The organism is Streptomyces pluripotens (assembly GCF_000802245.2).
Classification (GTDB): Bacteria; Actinomycetota; Actinomycetes; order Streptomycetales; family Streptomycetaceae; genus Streptomyces; species Streptomyces pluripotens.
Genome location: NZ_CP021080.1, coordinates 3269841 through 3288182 on the forward strand (window position 1 = coordinate 3269841; position 18342 = coordinate 3288182).

Genomic DNA, 18342 nt, shown 5'->3' on the forward strand with positions numbered 1-18342 from the left:
ACGTGTCACCCGGCTCACATGGGCCCCGGCCGCTCCACCCGGACCCGCGCCCCGACCCGGGTCCGGGTCGCCACCAACTGCCCGTCCTGCGGGTAGGCGTGCCAGGTGCGCCAGTGCACCTGGCCCTCCTGCCGCTGGGCCAGCATCGCGGTGAAGGCGTGCGGACTGCCGGGGAAGACACCGGCGAGGCCGTGCGGATGGTCGGACACGAGGGCCAGCAACTCCTGGGCACGGCCCGCGAACGAGCCGGGTGTGAGCACCTCGACCCGGGCGGCAAACTCGTACTCCCAGTCGCCAACCCGCTTCGCCACGCCCAGCGGCAGCGGGGTACTGGAGCCGGGGATACACGCGACCGTCTCCGAACAACTGCCCTGCTCCTCCTCCAGGAGCACCTGGTGGGATGCGCCGAGCAGCCTCAACTGAAGTATCGCTCCCGACAGTTCCAGATCCAGGGTGGCCAGAGCGGGCAGCGGCTCACGCCCCAGGGTCCAGGCGAGGTCCGCCGCGCGCGTATCGGTATAGGAGGTGTTCAGGGTCGTGAGCATGGATCGGCTCCGCTTACACGCGATGAGGGGGGAGAACGGCCATGTCAGCCCAGCCGGCCCGGCCGGGTTGGGGAGTCTCGGGGATCTCCTAGGGGCTGTGTTGGCGATGTAGAGGGAATCATGAACAGGGGCGCCGCCACAGCGTTTTTACCCAACTTCGTGACGTTTCCATCCCTCAGAGGGCTCCACAGCTCAACTGTTCAACTATGGCGTGCGACGGGCGCGGGTAGAACGCGGGCGCACCGGCCGGACGTTCGTCCGGCCGGTGCGCCTGTGCGGACTGCTCAGCTGCCCTGTGTCAACTGCCCCCACCGCATCCGCCCCCGCCGCCACAGGAGGAACCGCCACCGCAGGAGTGCCCTCCGCAGGAGTGGCCCCCGCAGGAGTGGTGTCCCCCACCTCCTCCGTGGCTTCCGTGCCCGCCGTGGCTTCCATGCCCTCCCGAGGACGAGCCGGAGTCGGTACCGCCGTCCGCCCACCAGCTGTTCCCGGCGTCACTGCCTGCCGAGGACGAGAGCGACGACGCGCGCGACCGGGTCCGGCCGCCGCCTGAGCCGCCGCGCCTGGTCCCGCCCTTGCCGAGCGACACCTTCGCGTCCCGGTCGACGCGGGCTCGGCCCGCCCGTGCCGTGACGGCCACGCCCACGGCCGCCACCAGGATGAAGCCGATGATGCCGAACACCATGGCGCCCCCTCCTTCCGTTCCCCCCGAAGCGGCCCCCCGTGGGCGCCTCGCCCCTCTCCGCGTCTCGCGCGGTGACAGAGGGATGCCCGGCCGTGCGGGACCGCAAAGCAGAGTTGAGGAACTCCAGAGGTTGGGCCGAGGATGACCGGGATGGCATCGAGCGCACGCCCTCTCCTCAACCGTCGGCTCGTGGAGTTCGGGACGACGATCTTCGCCGAGATGTCCGCCCTCGCAGTGGCCACCGGCTCGATCAACCTGGGCCAGGGATTCCCCGACACGGACGGCCCCGAAGCGGTCAGGGAAGCCGCCGTACGCGCGCTGCGCGACGGCCGCGGCAACCAGTACCCACCGGGCGCCGGCGTCCCCGAGCTGCGCTCCGCGATCGCCGAGCACCCACTGCGCCGCTACGGCCTGTCGTACGACCCCGACACCGAGGTACTGGTGACGGCCGGCGCGACGGAGGCGATCGCCGCCACGCTGCTGGCTCTGGTCGAGCCCGGTGACGAGGTCGGCGCGCTGGAGCCGTACTACGACTCGTACGCGGCGAGTATCGCGCTGGCGGGCGGACGGCGCGTGCCGGTGACCCTGCGCCCGCACGCCGGCCCGAGGCCGGGCTTCCACCTGGACCTGGACGAGCTGCGCGCGGCGGTGACCGACCGGACCCGGCTGCTCCTCGTCAACACCCCGCACAATCCGACCGGTACGGTCCTCACCCGCGCCGAGCTGGCGGCCGTCGCCGAGCTGGCGGTCGAACGGGACTTGCTGGTGGTCACGGACGAGGTGTACGAGCACCTGGTCTTCGACGACGCCGAGCACCTGCCGCTCGCCGCGTTCCCCGGGATGCGCGACCGCACCGTCACCCTCTCCTCCGCCGGCAAGACCTTCTCCTTCACCGGCTGGAAGGTCGGCTGGGTCAAGCCCTCTTCGCCTACCTATTCGCTGGCAAGCTGACCATGCGCAGGTACAACGTCACGCCCTGCCCTCAGCAGCCCGGAGCAGGGCGGGAAGTCAATGAGACGTGGTTCCTCTGAAGGGAACGGTTGAGCCAGAGGAACGATCAACCCAGCTCTTGGAGATACTGAAAACGACCTCTGAAGGCGCCGCACGACCCGTCCGACCTGCGACCGGACGGGCCATCAAGCGGCAGGTCAGCTGCGGACGAACTTCCAGGTGACTGGGATGACGCCGAGGTCGGGGGCGGCGAGGGAGCGGAACGCCGGGGCGCTCAGGTCGATGTGGCCCGGAGCGCAGGACCAGCACTTGTCGCGGACCGGGACGGTGATGGTCCGGCCGTTGTAGCTGACCTGGACCGATATCCCCGAGCAGAGGGGGTCCAGGTTCGGGTTGGCCGAGGTCCAGTAGGACGGCGAGACCGCGACCAGGATCTGGGACGAAGCGTCGATCGGCGTGCCGCAGGCACCGTAGCCCGCATCGTTGTACCAGGTCGCCGTGCCGCTGACGGGCTGGCCGATCGGGACCGCCGCGTAGGCCTGGTCCGTGCCGAGAGCCGCCATGGTCATGGCGACCGCCCCGGCGGCGAACCAGAGGCGTGCCCGCTTGATTGCCTTCACTGCTGCTCCTTCGTGGGATGGGCTGCTTCAGCAGCCCAGGTTCGGGCCCGGGACCGTGCCCAGGATCTGGACGAAGCGCTGGTAGGTGGCGACCCGGTCCTGGACCTCGGCCGGGTTGCCGCCGTTGCACTCGATGGCGCCGTTGATGCTGCGGATGGTGGCGCCGAAGCCGTAGCCGTCGACGATGGCGTTGTGCGCGGAGGTCGTGCCTGCGCCCTTCTGGGTGTTCCAGAACCACAGGGCGGTCTTCCAGCTCACCGTCGAGTCGGTCTGCACCAGGCCGGGGTTGTCGAGCAGGTCGATGCCGAGGGCGTCGCCGGCGGCCTTGTAGTTGAAGTTCCAGCTGAGCTGGAGCGGTCCACGACCGTAGTAGGCCGACTGGCCCGCCGGGCAGCCGTAGGGCTGCGTGGTGTCGCAGTAGTGCGAGTAGTTGGCGGTGTTCTGCTCCACCACGTAGACCAGTCCGCCGGTTTCGTGGCTGACGTTGGCGAGAAAAGCTGCGGCCTCCTGCGCGCGGACGGCGGCGCTGCCCGTGTCCGCGAATCCCGGGTAGGCGGCCAGGGCGCCGAGCAGGCCCTGGTATGTGTAGAAGGGGCTGCGGTTCGGGAACATCTGGTTGAACTGCGCCTGGCTGACCGGGAATCCGGTCGGCACAGGAGTCGGGGTCGGGCTCGGTGTCGGACTGGGCGAGGGGGCGCAACTGAACGGCGCCCAGTACCAGGTGCTGACCACCGGGCTGTAGCCAGGATTGTCGTGCAGGGCCTGGTAGTAGTGTCCGTTCGTGTACTGGACGACGGTTCCGGCGGAGTAGACCTGGCCGCTCACCCAGGCGGGGTAGGTCGCACAGGGGCCGGCCTGGGCCGCCGGCGTCCCGGCGGTCGCGTCGGCCGAGGCGGCGGCCGGGAGGGCGAGTGTCGCGAGTGCGGCGACAATCGCCGAGAGCACTGCGAGCGTGCGCTTCATGGACATGGCGTCACCCTTCTGCGGTCTCGGGGCGGACCGCGAAGTCATGGAGGGGGCGTGTCCGCAGGCGTGGGCCAGGGGGGTTGCCCGCCTGCGGGCAGCACCATGGTCGGATCGGCAGCCGGGCGACCACCTCCGTACGAACCGCAGCCCCCGCGACGTCCGCAGTCGCTCGCGTAACGGCGGTGAACACCGATGCGCGCCCAGGTGGACGCCGGTTCCGCCGTCAACTGTCGCTGTGGGGTCTCAGTCAAAGAATTGGTAAGGTCGGCCCGGGGCGCGGTACTGGCCTTTCGACCAGCCCGTTTCCCCGGACCGCCTTCCGAACCCGCCGTGCGCCTCGTCAACGCAACGGGCTCTCCACAAGCCCCAGTTCGGGCCCGCGTCCGGTCCTCATGCTATCGCCAGCGGCCAGGGGGACGGAATTCGTGATCCTCGGTAGCGGTAACGCGTAGTGCGCACCTTTGCCGGGTCAAATAGATCCCGTTCCTGCCCTCTGGGCCACCATTCGCCACCGCAGTAACGGCGACGCAGTTCCTTCCAGTTCATTCGGCGGTGCTTGCTACGAATCCATTTGATGACCCGACGCCATGCGTAGGCGCTCAGGTATTGGAAGGTAGCGCTAGACACCCCCGGCCGGAAGAACATGGTCCAACCTCGCAACACCGAGTTGAGTCGGCGTAGGAGTTCGTCCAATGGTTGGTTTGTGTTGACCTGTCGGCAGATCGTCTTGACCTTGGCCATGACGGCGTGAAGTGCCTTCTTGGCTGGGTAGGTGTAGACGTACCATCGGTCCGTGCCCTTCTTGCGATGGCGTTGGATGCGCCACCCCAGGAAGTCCACGCCCTCATTGATGTGGGTGATTAGGGTCTTCTCCTCTGACAGGTGCAGCCCCATTCTGCTGAGCACCTGTGCTGCCTCTTCCTTGAGGGTGTAGGCGTCTTCCTTCGTGCCAGTAACCGCAATCACCCAGTCGTCCGCGTACCGGCAGAGCCGGTAATTAGGCAGACCGCGGCGACGGCGCTTCGCTCGCTCGTTAGGTGTAGACGCTGGCCCTCCTGGCGCCTGGGCGAAGTGCTCGTCCAGGACGGCGAGGGCGACGTTGCTGAGCAACGGCGACAGGATCGAACCTTGCGGAGTACCGGATCTACTCTCCTTCAACGAGCCGTGTTCCGTGAGGATGCCCGCTTTCAGAAAGGCTTTCACCAGCACCAGGACGCGTCTGTCCCCGATCCGAAGGCGCACCCGGTCCATAAGGGCCGGATGGGCAATCTCGTCGAAGCAGGCCCGGATGTCACCCTCAACCACCCATTCGTAAGAGTGGGAAGTCAAGTGTCTTACCTCGGACACCGCGTCGTGGACCCGATAGTTGGGGCGGAATCCGTACGAGCACGGAAGAAAATCTGCCTCAAAGATTGGTTCCATCACCAGCTTCAGGGATGCTTGCACCACCCGATCGCGGATCGTACTGATTCCCAGGCGTCGACGCTTTGTCGACCCCGGTTTCGGAATCAGTCGCTCCCGTGCCGGAAGCGGCAGGAAACTGCGATCCTTCAGAGAGGAACGCAGCGCGCCGAGAAAACCCTCGACGCCCTGCTGCAGCGAAATGGACGCAGCCGTACGGCCGTCCACCCCAGCGGTTTTGGCTCCCCTGTTACTCCGAACCCGGTCCCATGCGACAAGCAAGAACGCGGGGTCGGTCACGAGGTTGTACAGGTCGTCAAACCGCCGATGAGGATCATCTACGGCCCAACGGTGCAGCTTGGTCTGGATCTCCAGTACCCGGCGCTCGGCCTTCATCAAGGCCCACTCCAGTTCGTCGGTATTCACCAACGCCCTCCCGGCATTCCAGTTCCCTCCCTGCTGACTTGCTGGCCCCCTTCGCCGTGTACGCGCCTTTCGCGCGCTCGGACTACTACGGGGCCTCCGCCCCACTCCACGGCCAACAGCCGACAACGGGCCTGCCCATCACCGCACCGGATGTCCGGCGAGAGGGCGACCGGGAGTGGTTCCCACGTTCACTAGGAGTCGTTCGGCCAGGTCGGCGTCCAGCTCTATCCCGGCAGCATCGCCACGCCTACACCGCAGGTATTCAGCGTGGCCTCTGAGCCGTTTCACCGCGGGCGGCTTCAGAGTCGGCCCATCTCCTTGGAGGACGGGTCGCGTACTGCAACCCCGGCCCATATCCGCCAGGTTGGAGCCGGGAGGTACTGTTACGGGACTTCGGACGCTGATTCACTTTCGTTACGCCTTCTGGCCTTGCTAGCCGGACCCGAGCCGTCTGGCAGTGCCGACTCGTCCCGACGTTGTCGAGGCTGCTTCCCGCCCTCCTCAGCGTTCCCTGAGTTGGACTGCCTCCAGCTTCAACCGGGCCTCTACGGCGGTCCGGCGGTGGGGATTCGCACCCGCACACGATCTCCTAGCGCCTCGTGGCGCACCCAAAGGTCATACCAATCACGCCGCGCATGCATGCAAGCTGGGCAGCGGTTGTCTATACCTGTACATCTGACTGGAGCTGGAGATGCCCCACCGCGGGACCACCTCGTGCGAGGTCTGCGGACGATCCGTCGGAAGTCCCCTCGGCGACGGGCGCACATCCGCCCGACCCGCGCCGGCACCCCGCTACTGCTCGAACGCCTGCCGACAGCGCGCATACCGCCGGCGCGCTCAAGGGCGCTCGCTCCAGCTCACACAGCTGACCAGCTTCGTCGGCCGCGAGCGCGAACTGGAGGAGACGGCAGGCCTGTTGCGCGGCACCCGGCTGCTCACCCTGGTGGGGCCCGCAGGCGTGGGCAAGACGCGCCTCGCCGCCGAGCTGGCGGCAACCGAGCAGCGCGGCGGCCGCCGCGCGCTCGCGGTGGTCGAGCTGGCCTCGTACGTCGACGGTGCCGCGGCCCGCGTGGCCGCGGCCGAGGCCCTGGCCGGTGCCACCGCGACCCCGGCCAGCGAGGTACTCGTCCTGCTGGACAACTGCGAGCACCTGCTCGACGACTGCGGCCGACTGCTCGGCGAACTGCTCTCCCGCCATGCGGCGTTGCGGGTGCTGGCCACCAGTCGCGAACCTCTCGACCTGCCCGGCGAGGTCGTCTTCAGCCTCAGCGGGCTCAACCTTCACCCGAAGACGGCCCCAGCTGTCCCCGCGGGCCGCGAACTGTCTGACGCTGCACGGCTCTTCGTGGACCGGGCCAGGGCGGTCGCACCGGATCTCCGCTTCGAAGCCCGCGACGCCGCGCAGATCGCGGCCATCTGCGCCCGCCTCGACGGCCTTCCACTCGCCATCGAGCTGGCGGCGCGCCTGGCGCGGGCCTTCCCGCCCGCCGAGATCAATGAGCGGCTCACCGACCCGCTCTCCTTCCTGGCCGGCGGCTGGCGCACGGCGCCGGGGCGGCACCACAGCCTGCGCGCCGCACTCGACTGGGGGCACCGGCTGCTGGACGGCCCGGAGCGGCAACTGTTCCGCAGGCTCTCCGTGCTGCCGGGCCCCTTCGGGGCCGAGACGGCCGCGGCCGTGGCAGGCACGGAGGACGACGACGTCCCTGCGGCGGCCGTTCCGCACCTGCTCGCCCGCCTGGCGGCGAAATCCCTGGTCGACGTCGACGTCGACGGCCTCGGCTCGGCGCGGTTCCGGATGCTGGAGTCGATCCGCCACCATGGTCGCGAGTGCCTGCGCGCAGCAGGCGAGGAGGCGGCGACCTACAACCGGTTGACACAGCATCTGCTCGCCCTGTCGGCCCCGCTGCTGCAGTGGCCTGCCACACCCGACCGGCCACTGCAACGGCTGTGCGCCGAGCGGGACACGCTGCGCCACGCCGTCGAACGCCTCGGCTCGGACGGGGACGAGCGCGCGCTCGCACTGACGGTCGGCCTCGTCCTCGCCGCCATTCACCAGGGCCGGACCCAGGGCGTCCGCGAGTCGGTCCGCCGCGCGCTGGCCCGCACCGGGCCGGAGGCGCGGCACCGTGTCGGGGCGTTGGCCGCCGCCGCGCTGCTGGCGGCCTGGGAGTTCGACTATCCGGTGGCGGCCTGCCGCGCCGCCGAGGCCAGGGCCGTGGCCTCAACCGCACCGGAACCGCTGCCCGACAGGCTGCCGCTACTGCTGTGCCTGGTCGAGGAGGCCTGTGCCCCGAAGCGCCGCCCGGGGAGGTTGGCGTACTACCTGCGGACCGGCCGCTCGACGCAGGATCCCCTGCTGACCTCCTTCGCCAACAACGCCCTGGCCTGGCATCTGGTGCAGCACGGCAGGCCGAGGGAGGCGTCGACGCTCGTCGCCGAGGTCCTCCCTGCGCTACGGGACCAGGCCGCGCCCGGCCCGCTGGGTCTGATGCTGCGCACCGCGGGGGCGATGGCACTCGCGGTGGGCGACGACACGGCGGCGCGGGCCTCCTTCGCGGACTCGCTGGCGGGCTCGGCAGACTGGGCGAACTGGCCGAACGGCACCGCCTGGTCCGTGGAGGGCCTAGCCGTCGTCGCGATCCGTGCGGGTCGGTTCGAACACGGCCTGCGGCTGCTGGCCGCCGTCGAGGCCATCACCAGCAGGGACTTCGACGCGGGCGGCGACTGGTGGCAGGACTGCGTCGCGGACGCCTCCGCGCGGGCCTTCGCCGCGTTGCCCGCGGCCGCGGCGGAGGCGGCCCTCGCATCCGGAGTGGCACTGACGCCGGAGCAGGTCGTCGTCCACGCCGTCCGGCCGGAGGGCCCGCCCGCAGCGGGCCGGGGCGACGGCGCGCCGCTCAGCGGCCGGGAGCGGGAGGTGGCGGCGCTGGTCACCGAGGGCCTGAGCAACCGCCAGATCGCGGCCCGCCTGTACGTGTCCGTGCGGACGGTGGAGACTCACGTCCGCAACATCCGCACCGCCCTCGGCCTGCACTCCCGCGCCCAGATCGCCGCCTGGGCCGCCCGGCAGGATGCCGATCCGCTCCAGAAATCCGTTTAGGAAGCGTTCCTTCCGGGCGCAAGCGGGGACTGGCCGTTGACGTGCTGGGCCTGGTGATCGCGGTGGTGGTGCCGGCCGCCTCCGTCCACGACAACGGCGTCGGCGCCGCGCTGCTGGACAAGGTGGTCGTCGGCACCGAGCCGGACACCGTGAAGAAGGCCCTGGCGGACCAGGGCATGGAAAGCAGCGTCCAAGCTTGACGTTCCGACACAGCTCTCGACAAGGAATGGCCGATCGCCACCGGAGCGGTAGAGGGCGTCTGCCGCCACCTGGTCGCCGACCGCCTCGACATCACAAGCGCCCGCTGGGGCCTTCACGGAGCCGAAGCGATCCTGTGCCTGCGTGCCGAGCTCGCGGACGGCATGTTCTCGATCAGCATCCACAGACGGCCTCCGCCACTGGCTGGATCAACCTCGGGCAGGACTTCCCACGCGCCGACAGCCCACCCGGAATCGCCGAGGCCCCCGCTCAAACCAACCGCTCCGTCACCGAACGCTTTTCTGCCGGGCCGTGCTTGTCACTGATCGCGTCCACCCCGAGGATGGCCATGTGACGAGCGACGAGGAGCCGCTGATGGGTACGAGGCCGCTGCTGAACCGCCGACTGGCCGGGATGGGCACGACGATCTTCGCCGAGATGTCCGCCCTTGCCACGGCGACCGGCTCGATCAACCTCGGCCAGGGCTTCCCCGACACCGACGGGCCCGAAGAGGTCCGCGAAGCCGCCGTACGGGCCCTGCGCGAGGGCCGCGGCAACCAGTACCCGCCCGGCCCCGGTATCCCCGAACTGCGGCAGGCCATCGCCGAGCACCAGCAGCGCTTCCACGGCCTCTCGTACGACCCGGACCGCGAGGTGCTGGTCACCGCCGGAGCCACCGAGGCCATCGCCGCCAGCCTGCTCGCCCTGCTCGAGCCCGGCGACGAGGTCATCGCCCTCGAACCCTTCTACGACTCCTACGCCGCCTGCATCGCCATGGCCGACGCCACCCGCGTCCCACTCACCCTCCGGGCCCCGCACTTCCGACCGGACCTCGACGAGCTGCGCTCGCTGATCACCCCACGCACCCGGCTGCTGCTGATCAACACCCCACACAACCCCACCGGCACCGTCCTCACCGCCGAGGAACTCGCCGGCATCGCCGCCGTCGCCGTTGACCACGACCTACTGGTCGTCGCCGACGAGGTCTACGAGCACCTGGTCTTCGACGCCACCCACCACCCGATTGCCGCCCTGCCCGGCATGCGCGAACGCACCGTCACCATCTCCTCCGCCGCCAAGACCTTCTCCTTCACCGGCTGGAAGGTCGGCTGGGCAACAGCCACGCCCGAGCTGATCACCGCCGTCCGCTCGGCGAAGCAGTTCCTGACGTACGTGTCATCCGGACCGTTCCAGTACGCCGTCGCCGAGGCCCTCGCGCTGCCCGACTCGTACTTCGAGACCTTCCGCCAGGACATGCGGGCCAAGCGCGACGTCCTCACGGCGGGACTGAAGGAGGCGGGTTTCCAGGTCTACGACACCGCCGGCACCTACTTCATCACCACCGACATCCGCCCCCTCGGCGAGACCGACGGCTTCGCCTTCTGCCGCGCGCTGCCGGAGCGGGCCGGCGTCGTCGCCATCCCGAACGCCGTCTTCTACGACCACCGTGAGGCGGGCGCGCCGTTCGTGCGGTTCGCGTTCTGCAAACGCGTCGAGGTACTGGCGGACGCGACGGAACGGCTCCGCAAGGCGTTCGCGCCTTGACCGCTGCCCGGGAGGCCGGTCGTCCTCGGCACGGCCGTACTCAGACTCAGTCGGCCCGCCACCAGCACCACAAGACCCCATCGCAGCCCGCGCCCCGGTTCGCTCTGCCTTCTCTGCACGGGCGAAGCGCCGCAGGCTATTCGGTGTCCTTCGGGTGTCGCGGGGAGGCGTACACAAGGATCACAGTCGAGGTGGCCGGGCTGACCAGGTAGCGGACCCTGCCGCCGCTGGTGATTTCGTACTCCCACTGCTCCAGTTCAGAGCCCTTCCATTCCCTGGTGGCGTGTCTGCCTCGGAGCTGGTGCTGGCGGTTCCAGTTGGACCGCGACAGCGGGTCTGCGCGAAGGGTTTCCAGCCAGCGATGCGCGTTCGGCAACACCACCCGGCACAGCTCCTCCCAACCGGTCGCGGCCTCCGTCGTCCCGTGGATGACGTTCCAGCCGCTCAGCGGAGGGACGCTGACCCGATCGCCCTTCTTCGGGCTCACTCGTACACCTCGACCGGGCCGAGGTCGACGCCGCCAAGCGGACTGAGCGCTTCCCTGAGCTGGTCAGGGTCGGCGTTGATGCGGGCGGTGGCCCGCCACGAGACGATCGCTCGGTGCACAGCCTCCCTGGCGCCCAGTTCAGCAGCGTCGGACAGCGCTTCCAGAAGCTCGACAGTGAATTCCCGGACCTCCTCGGCGTCCAGGTGGCGCACCCACGGGAACACCTCGGGCAGCGCGAGCAGAAGCGACTTGGCACCGTCGTCCTGCTTCAACAGTGCAAGGAACAGCCGGGAGGCCGTGGTCAGGTTCTCCTCGGCGCGCTCTGCGTATATGGCCGTGGTCAACACCATGTCGGGTGCGTCTCGGTGGGTGACACGCAGGCATCCCAGGGCGGCTGCCCTGGCAGCGACAGCCTTCGGGTTCCGCGACAGATCGGTGAACGAGACGGACTCCGATTCGAATGCCGTGGGTGCGATGCTCATACTCAGACTTTACTCTGATTGTGTTCTGATTTCTATCGCGCGAGGCGGATAGCAGCTGAAGGTCCCACTCCTGCGACAGGACCAGGCCCCACCGAAGCCGCTGCTGCGCCGACAACAAGTTCACGGGGGTCGACCTGGCCCGACGTGGAGCCAGGAAACAAATAGGTGCATGAAGGCGGAGTCGGCTGGGCAACGGCCACGCCCGAGCTGATCACCGCCGTCCGCTCGGCGACGTAGTTCCTGACGTACGTCTCCGCCGGTCCCTTCCCATACGCCGTCGCCGAGGCGCTCGCCCTGCCCGACTCGTACTTCGACGAGTTCCGCGCCGACATGCACGCCAAGCGGGACCTGCTCGCGAGCGGCCTGGAGCAGGCAGGCTTCAAGGTCTTCCACCCGGCCGGCACGTACTTCGTCGCCACCGACATCCGCCCGCTCGGCGAATCGGACGGCTTCGCGTTCTGCCGTGCGCTGCCCGAGCGCTGCGGGGTGGTGGCGATCCCCGACGCAGTCTTCTACGACCACCGTGAGCAGGGCGCGCCCTTCGTGCGATTCGCGTTCTGCAAGCGGGCAAGCGTATGGGAGGAAGCCGCCTCCCGCCTCAAGATGCTGGGCGCATAGGGTAGTTGCACCGTTGAGCTCTTCGTTTCAGCAGCTCAGCGGCGGGACCCTGCCCCGATCTCCCTTTCTCGGGCTCGACGGTGAAGGTGGCGCTGCCGCCGTCACGGGGCTTCCGCCAGGAACGACCACGTCCGACGACGCAGGGGGCCCGCGGTGGGGGCGGCCAGGTTTTCCACAGACTGTGGACCGAGGTGCCACCACCCGCGGGGGAGCCGGTAGGCATGACGAGAGCCCGGTTCCGGCGCACCGTCGTGGCGGTCGTGTGCCGGGGCCGGGCTCAGCTTCACCCGCGGCGCGTACCCCATGGTGTCTGCACACGCGCCGCTGTGGCGTTCCGGAGGACTACTCTCCGTCGTCCTCGGGCTCGTCCGAGTCGTTGATCTCCTGTTCCAGGCCGAGCTGCTCGACGAGCCACTTGTCGAACTCGATCGCGGCCCGCACCCAGCTGACCGTGGAGGAGACGAAGTGGTTGATGTCGACACCCGTGCCGATCAGCATCTGGGCTTCGCCGATCAGACGGACCGTGCCGTCGTCGTGGGTGTGGGTGTACACCTTGGGCCACAGGGTGCGGCGGTTCCAGTCGTCGACGGACTCCAGCAGCTGCGGCTTCTCGTCGATCTTGTGGGGACGGTCGTAGAAGGTCCGCACGGAGAAGACCGCCTGTTCGGCCTCTCCACGGAACATGAAGTACGTGCGGAACTGCTCCCACGGCGCCGCGAGGTCACCCTCCTCGTCAACGACGTACTTCAGCTCCATCTGGTCGAGGAGCTGCTTCACGAGATCCTGATCCGGGACGACGGGGCCCGCCGGTCCTTGGGGCTGCGGTTCGGGCTGGCCCCCGAAGTTCGGAATCGAGGACGGGTCGATGCTCACCGTGATTTTCCCTTCATGCGGATTCCGCCATCCTCCCTCATGCGGGGAGGGGGGTGGCAAGCCCTGGCCGGGCCTGTCAGCCATAGGCTGACACGATCCGGCTGAACGAATGGGCGGCCGATGCGCTCGGGAGGCCCGGATGGCGTGACGGGAGCGGAAAAGGTGGGGGTGCATCGCGTTGATCGCGGCGATTGCCCCCTTGGTTGCGGTGGTGCTGGTCGTGGGAATGACGAAGGTGGCGGCCCCCTTCGTTACGGCGGCCGGGGACCTGGAGAAGGCACCCTGCGCCGAGGCGCTCACGCTCAACGGATCGAGGTGCCCAGTGGCGCGCACGACACCCACTGCACCGCGGAGACCTGGCTGGATACCCTCTCCCACCACGCCACCTTCCGGATACCGAGGCGCGGCGCGCAGGACGGGCTGAAGAGCACCTGTCCACACGCGTCGGAGCCAAACACGGAGTACTCGCGCCGGAGCCGAACACGGAGTACTGCGGCGAAGGGATGGATCTCCGTCTGGACCCGAACGGCGCGGGCGACCCGGGGGCCGAGCCGGGCCGAGAGCCAGGACCGGGCCCTCGTGGACGTGCCGTACGAGGGCCCGGTCTTGGCCCTCGTACGGCTCTCGACGTTCACCGAGTGAGCGTCACAGCGTCTTGCCCGTGGCCGGGCCCACCAGCAGGCCCTCACCGGAACGGTCCACGCGGACCGTGTCGCCGTCCTTGATCTCGCCGGAGAGGATCTCCTTGGCGAGGCGGTCGCCGATCGACGTCTGCACCAGGCGGCGCAGCGGGCGGGCACCGTAGGCCGGGTCCATGCCCTCCTCGGCGAGCCAGGCCAGAGCCTCGGGAGTGACGTCCAGGGTGAGGCGCCGCTCGGCGAGCCGCTTGGCCAGCCGGTCGATCTGGAGCTGCGCGATCCGCTCCAGCTCGGGCTTGGTCAGCGCCGAGAAGACCACCAGGTCGTCCAGACGGTTCAGGAACTCGGGCTTGAAGGAGACCCGGACGACCTCCAGCACCTGCTCCTTCTTCTCCTCCTCGGTGGTGGTCGGGTCGACCAGGAACTGGCTGCCCAGGTTCGAGGTGAGCACCAGGATGGTGTTGCGGAAGTCGACCGTGCGGCCCTGGCCGTCCGTCAGACGACCGTCATCCAGCACCTGGAGCAGGATGTCGAAGACCTCGGGATGGGCCTTCTCCACCTCGTCCAGAAGCACGACGCTGTACGGGCGGCGGCGGACCGCCTCGGTCAGCTGGCCGCCCTCCTCGTAGCCGACGTACCCGGGAGGGGCGCCGACCAGCCGGGCCACGCTGTGCTTCTCGCTGTACTCGGACATGTCGATACGGACCATGGCCCGTTCGTCGTCGAAGAGGAAGTCGGCCAGCGCCTTGGCGAGTTCGGTCTTGCCGACACCGGTCGGGCCGAGGAAGAGGAAGGAACCGGTGGGGCGGTCCGGGTCGGCGACGCCCGCGCGAGAGCGCCGCACGGCGTCGCTGACCGCGCGCACGGCCTCGGTCTGCCCGATGAGCCGCTTGCCCAGTTCGTCCTCCATACGCAGCAGCTTCTGCGTCTCGCCCTCCATCAGGCGGCCGGCGGGGATACCGGTCCAGGCGGCGACGACGTCGGCGATGTCGTCGGGACCCACCTCGTCCTTGACCATCGTGTCCTTGGCGGCCTCCTCCTCGGCTTCGGAAGCTGCCTCCAGTTCCTTCTCCAGCTGTGGGATCTGGCCGTAGAGCAGCTTGGCTGCGGTATCGAAGTCGCCGTCACGCTGGGCACGTTCGGCCTGGCCGCGCAGGTCGTCCAGCCTCTCCTTCAGCTCACCGACCCGGTTGAGGGACTGCTTCTCCTTCTCCCAGCGGGCGTTCAGGCCGCGCAGTTCCTCCTCCTTGTCGGCGAGGTCGCGGCGGAGCTTCTCCAGTCGTTCCAGGGAGGCCGGGTCGGTCTCCTTGGCGATCGCCAGCTCCTCCATCTTCAACCGGTCGACGGCGCGCTGGAGTTCGTCGATCTCGACGGGCGACGAATCGATCTCCATGCGCAGCCGGGAGGCGGACTCGTCCACCAGGTCGATGGCCTTGTCGGGCAGGAAGCGGGAGGTGATGTACCGGTCGGAGAGGGCAGCGGCGGCCACCAGCGCACTGTCCGCGATCTGCACCTTGTGGTGGGCCTCGTACCGACCCTTGAGGCCGCGCAGGATCGCGATGGTGTCCTCGACCGTCGGCTCGGCGACCAGCACCTGCTGGAAGCGGCGCTCCAGCGCCGGATCCTTCTCGATCCGCTCCCGGTACTCGTCCAGGGTGGTCGCACCGACCATGCGCAGCTCACCGCGGGCGAGCATGGGCTTGAGCATATTGCCGGCGTCCATGGCCGAGTCCCCACCCGCACCGGCGCCCACCACCGTGTGCAGCTCGTCGATGAAGGTGATGATCTGCCCGTCGGAGTCCTTGATCTCGGCGAGTACGGACTTCAGCCGCTCCTCGAACTCACCGCGGTACTTGGCACCGGCCACCATCGCGCCGAGGTCGAGGGCGACCAGCCGCTTGTCCCGCAGCGACTCGGGCACGTCGCCCTTGACGATCCGCTGGGCGAGTCCCTCGACCACGGCGGTCTTGCCGACGCCGGGCTCGCCGATGAGCACGGGGTTGTTCTTGGTGCGGCGGCTCAGCACCTGCACGACCCGCCGGATCTCCTGGTCACGGCCGATGACCGGGTCCAATCGGCCTTCGCGGGCAGCGGCGGTGAAGTCGGTGCCGAACTTCTCCAAGGCCTTGTACTGACCCTCGGGGTCGGTGGTGGTCACCCGGCGCCCTCCCCTGGCCTTACGGAAAGCCTCCAGCAGCTTCCCGGCTTCGGCGCCCTGCGCCTTGAGCAGCTCGCCGGCCGCACCGCCCTTCGCGGCGATGCCGATCAGCAGGTGTTCGGTGGACAGGTACTCGTCACCGAGTTCCCTGGCGCGCTCACCGGCATCGGCGAGCACCGCCAGCAGCTCACGGTTGGGCTGCGGCGGCGCAACGGTGGAACCGGTCACGCTGGGCAGCGCGGCCAGGATCTTCTCCGCGCCGGAGCGCACGGCTGCCTGATCGGCGCCGACCGCCGCGAGCAGATCGGTGATGTTCTCGTTGTCCTGCCCCGCGAGCAGTGCAAGGAGCAGGTGGGCTGGGGTGAGATCCGGGTTCCCCTCGGTGACGGCGCGATTGCTCGCCGTATTGATCGCGTCCCGGCTCCTGTTGGTCAGCTCGGCGTCCACGTTCGTGCTCTCCTCCTCATCGACTCCACGGCCGCTTCCCGTACCGAAAGCCCCGACAGCTCACGCGGCCCTGACTTAGGTAACCTGCACAAAGTTGAGTCTATTCCACTCAAGACGGCGGACGCACGCTTTCCCGGTGTCGAATTTCCGATGGCTGGCGACTGACACCAGGGGACACCACGCATGCGTACGCACGTGCGAACGCAGCCAGAACCGAAAGGCGCCGGGGCAGGTGGCGGCAAGCGGCACTTCAGATATGCCACCGGCACGAGCGAGCGTGTACTACTGATCCGTCACACATGGTGACCGAGAGGGAAGCGGAGCGAGTGTCCGGGCGAGTCGAACCGATTGATTTCAGCCACCATGGAAGCACCCCCATACCTCGACATAGCAGCACAAACTGCAGCGGCGTCACCGTGTTCAGGTCACGGTGACGCCGCTGCGGGGGGAAGCACCTGAGCGATCTTTTACGACGGGGGAATCGCGTCAGGCACTGCGGGGGGTGGCCGAAATAGTCCGCACATCCGAGACATCCGGTTCTGCCATCCGGTGGTCTCGCTGGTCCAGGTTCACAAAGATCATCCCGTATCGGATGGCACAGCGCACCGGCTGGGGCGCACCCCGGGGCTTGCGCAGGCACCGAAAGGCCCGCACGTCCCCGTCCTCGTCCCGGGTGACGACGACCGGCTCACCGAAGACGGTCACCATCAGCGAGTCGCCGCTGTGGGGGATGGCGGTGACCAGGTCGATGAAGTGCCAGCCCGAGCGATAGGCGGTGGCCATCTCGCGACGGAAGGAGCGGTCATCGGGTGGAGTCGTCATATCAAGACCACTGAGTGTCACTCGGGGCTGCCGCAGCATAGTCATCGACAGCCCCACCAGGCTTCACGAATGACCACTGGGTGTCCGCCCGTACGTCGCTCTTCGCAGTGGAGAGGCCATTCAGCGTTCCGAAGGCCACAACGGCTGAGAAGGCGGCGACAAGCACCGAGCGAAGCATTCTCTTACGCATAGTCGGCTTCGTCCTCACTTGAAGGTCCCCTCTTCCCCCGTCGACTACGACGATGGCTCATTCGGGCACGTCATGGCCACACAATCAGTGCATCATGTTCCTGCATGTTCAGGACCCTGGGGGGTGGAGATTTGACGAAGAATCCGACATACGTGACACATCCCCACGCGATTACTGAACTATGTGAGGAAGGAAGGCTTCTCTACGCCAACGCACTCCGCACCGGCCGCGTCGCCCGTGCGGACGTGGAGGCCGCTCCCTGCCTCATGGAGTTCGCCCTGCTGCACGCCGACCCCGACGACCCGAACTGGCTCCGCCCTGTCCCCCCATCGGTAGCCCTGGCACGGCGGCTCAGCCCGATCGAGCGCGAGATCACCGAGCGCAGGCGCACCTCCCTGGAGATCGCCGACGTCTTCGAACCCTTCATGAACCTCACCGCACAGGACGGTGCTCCCACCCACTCGATCACCGTGCTGGAGGGCCTCGACCGCATCAACGCCGCCCTCGACCTGGCAACCGACCAGTGCCGCAGCGAGGTACTGACGGTACAGCCGAGCGTCCGTCACCCCCAACGGAGAATCATCGAGGGTCTGGAGCGCGACAAGACCCTGATCGAACGTGGCGTCCGCATCCGCACGTTGTACCAGCACACTGCCCGGTTCATCCCCGAACGGCTGGCCTACGTCGACCAGTTCGTCAATGGCAAAGCCGAGTACCGCACCATCGACGAACTGGTCGAACGGCTCATCATCTGCGATGAGACGGTCGCCTTCATCCCCATACGGGACGACCGGCAAGTCGCCCTGGAGCTGCGTCACCCGGGCCTCGTCGGATATCTGATCAAGGTCTTCGAGTTCATGTGGGGGCGTGCCGTACCACTGAGCGCCGGCACCCCCTACGAGACCGCCCCCGACGGCATCACCGAGATCCAGCACTCCATCGCCAAGCTCCTCGTCGAAGGCCACGTCGACGAGGCCATCGCCCGCCGCCTGGGCATGAACGTCCGCACCTGCCGCGCCCACATCGCCAAACTCGCCCAGGCCCTGGGCAGCGGCAGCCGTGCCCAGCTCGGCTACCTCATCGCGCAGTCAGGCATCCTCGACAAGGACACCCCCCTGCCGGATCGAGGGGGCTCGCAGTGACCCGGGGCTGAGCGGGGCACCCCCGTGACATCCGAACCGCACCCG

Annotated in this window: 14 protein-coding genes and 3 pseudogenes; 7 read left to right on the top strand and 10 right to left on the bottom strand. The window is 68.5% G+C overall.

Annotated features, from left to right (window positions below; genetic code table 11):
- Positions 1-14: 14 nt before the first annotated feature.
- Positions 15-545 (bottom strand): DUF2617 family protein, encoded by a 531-nt coding sequence (locus LK06_RS14635; protein WP_039650538.1) that lies wholly within the window; start codon positions 543-545, stop codon positions 15-17.
- 826 nt (positions 546-1371) lie between these two features.
- Between LK06_RS14635 and LK06_RS14645 the strand changes: the two are divergent.
- Positions 1372-2145: pseudogene (locus LK06_RS14645) on the top strand (aminotransferase class I/II-fold pyridoxal phosphate-dependent enzyme); the annotation flags it as partial.
- A gap of 233 nt (positions 2146-2378) precedes the next feature.
- On the opposite strand, the gene LK06_RS14650 reads toward LK06_RS14645, so the two are convergent.
- The 3 genes from LK06_RS14650 to ltrA form a co-directional block, all read right to left on the bottom strand.
- Positions 2379-2801 carry a cysteine/serine endopeptidase inhibitor gene (locus tag LK06_RS14650; RefSeq protein WP_039650542.1) on the bottom strand — a complete coding sequence of 141 codons (423 nt, stop codon included), beginning with the start codon at positions 2799-2801 and terminating at the stop codon, positions 2379-2381.
- A 27-nt stretch (positions 2802-2828) separates the two neighbouring features.
- The gene (locus tag LK06_RS14655; protein ID WP_039650544.1) at positions 2829-3770 is read right to left on the bottom strand and encodes a glycoside hydrolase family 19 protein; all 942 of its coding nucleotides are present in this window, start codon (positions 3768-3770) and stop codon (positions 2829-2831) included.
- Positions 3771-4157: 387 nt separating this feature from the next.
- The gene (gene ltrA / locus LK06_RS14660) at positions 4158-5594 is read right to left on the bottom strand and encodes a group II intron reverse transcriptase/maturase (protein ID WP_086082975.1); all 1437 of its coding nucleotides are present in this window, start codon (positions 5592-5594) and stop codon (positions 4158-4160) included.
- Between the two features lie 691 nt (positions 5595-6285).
- On the opposite strand from ltrA, the gene LK06_RS14670 reads away from it, so the two are divergent.
- From LK06_RS14670 to LK06_RS14680, 4 genes and pseudogenes are all read left to right on the top strand, one after another.
- On the top strand, positions 6286-8697 hold the full coding sequence (locus LK06_RS14670; RefSeq protein WP_052318825.1) for an ATP-binding protein: 2412 nt from the start codon (positions 6286-6288) through the stop codon (positions 8695-8697).
- A gap of 41 nt (positions 8698-8738) precedes the next feature.
- Complete coding sequence (locus LK06_RS14675; RefSeq protein WP_174673876.1) at positions 8739-8897, top strand: hypothetical protein; 159 nt, start codon at positions 8739-8741, stop codon at positions 8895-8897.
- Between the two features lie 6 nt (positions 8898-8903).
- A pseudogene (locus tag LK06_RS35255) lies at positions 8904-9065 on the top strand (ISKra4 family transposase); the annotation flags it as partial.
- A 205-nt stretch (positions 9066-9270) separates the two neighbouring features.
- Positions 9271-10440: a pyridoxal phosphate-dependent aminotransferase gene (locus LK06_RS14680; RefSeq protein ID WP_039650621.1), complete on the top strand. Its 1170-nt coding sequence runs from the start codon at positions 9271-9273 to the stop codon at positions 10438-10440.
- A gap of 136 nt (positions 10441-10576) precedes the next feature.
- Here the strand turns inward: LK06_RS14680 and LK06_RS14685 are convergent, their stop codons facing one another.
- Positions 10577-10927, bottom strand: a complete 351-nt coding sequence (locus LK06_RS14685) for a hypothetical protein (RefSeq protein ID WP_043432063.1) — start codon at positions 10925-10927, stop codon at positions 10577-10579.
- Entirely contained in the window at positions 10924-11409 is a 486-nt protein-coding gene (locus LK06_RS14690) for a hypothetical protein (protein WP_043409029.1), read from the bottom strand. Before LK06_RS14690 ends, LK06_RS14685 begins: the two co-directional genes overlap by 4 nt.
- Before the next feature lie 180 nt (positions 11410-11589).
- Between LK06_RS14690 and LK06_RS14695 the strand changes: the two are divergent.
- A pseudogene (locus LK06_RS14695) lies at positions 11590-12027 on the top strand (aminotransferase class I/II-fold pyridoxal phosphate-dependent enzyme); the annotation flags it as partial.
- 342 nt (positions 12028-12369) lie between these two features.
- On the opposite strand, the gene LK06_RS14700 reads toward LK06_RS14695, so the two are convergent.
- From LK06_RS14700 to LK06_RS14715, 4 genes are all read right to left on the bottom strand, one after another.
- Positions 12370-12900: a type III secretion system chaperone family protein gene (locus LK06_RS14700; RefSeq protein ID WP_039650550.1), complete on the bottom strand. Its 531-nt coding sequence runs from the start codon at positions 12898-12900 to the stop codon at positions 12370-12372.
- A 302-nt stretch (positions 12901-13202) separates the two neighbouring features.
- Positions 13203-13535: a hypothetical protein gene (locus LK06_RS33160; RefSeq protein ID WP_159025298.1), complete on the bottom strand. Its 333-nt coding sequence runs from the start codon at positions 13533-13535 to the stop codon at positions 13203-13205.
- 10 nt (positions 13536-13545) lie between these two features.
- Positions 13546-16143, bottom strand: coding sequence for an ATP-dependent chaperone ClpB (clpB, locus tag LK06_RS14710; protein WP_039650552.1), 2598 nt, complete (start codon positions 16141-16143; stop codon positions 13546-13548).
- A 486-nt stretch (positions 16144-16629) separates the two neighbouring features.
- The gene (locus LK06_RS14715; protein WP_039650554.1) at positions 16630-16965 is read right to left on the bottom strand and encodes a Rieske (2Fe-2S) protein; all 336 of its coding nucleotides are present in this window, start codon (positions 16963-16965) and stop codon (positions 16630-16632) included.
- Between the two features lie 294 nt (positions 16966-17259).
- Between LK06_RS14715 and LK06_RS14725 the strand changes: the two genes are divergently transcribed.
- Complete coding sequence (locus LK06_RS14725; RefSeq protein ID WP_078858693.1) at positions 17260-18297, top strand: helix-turn-helix domain-containing protein; 1038 nt, start codon at positions 17260-17262, stop codon at positions 18295-18297.
- Positions 18298-18342: the final 45 nt, after the last annotated feature.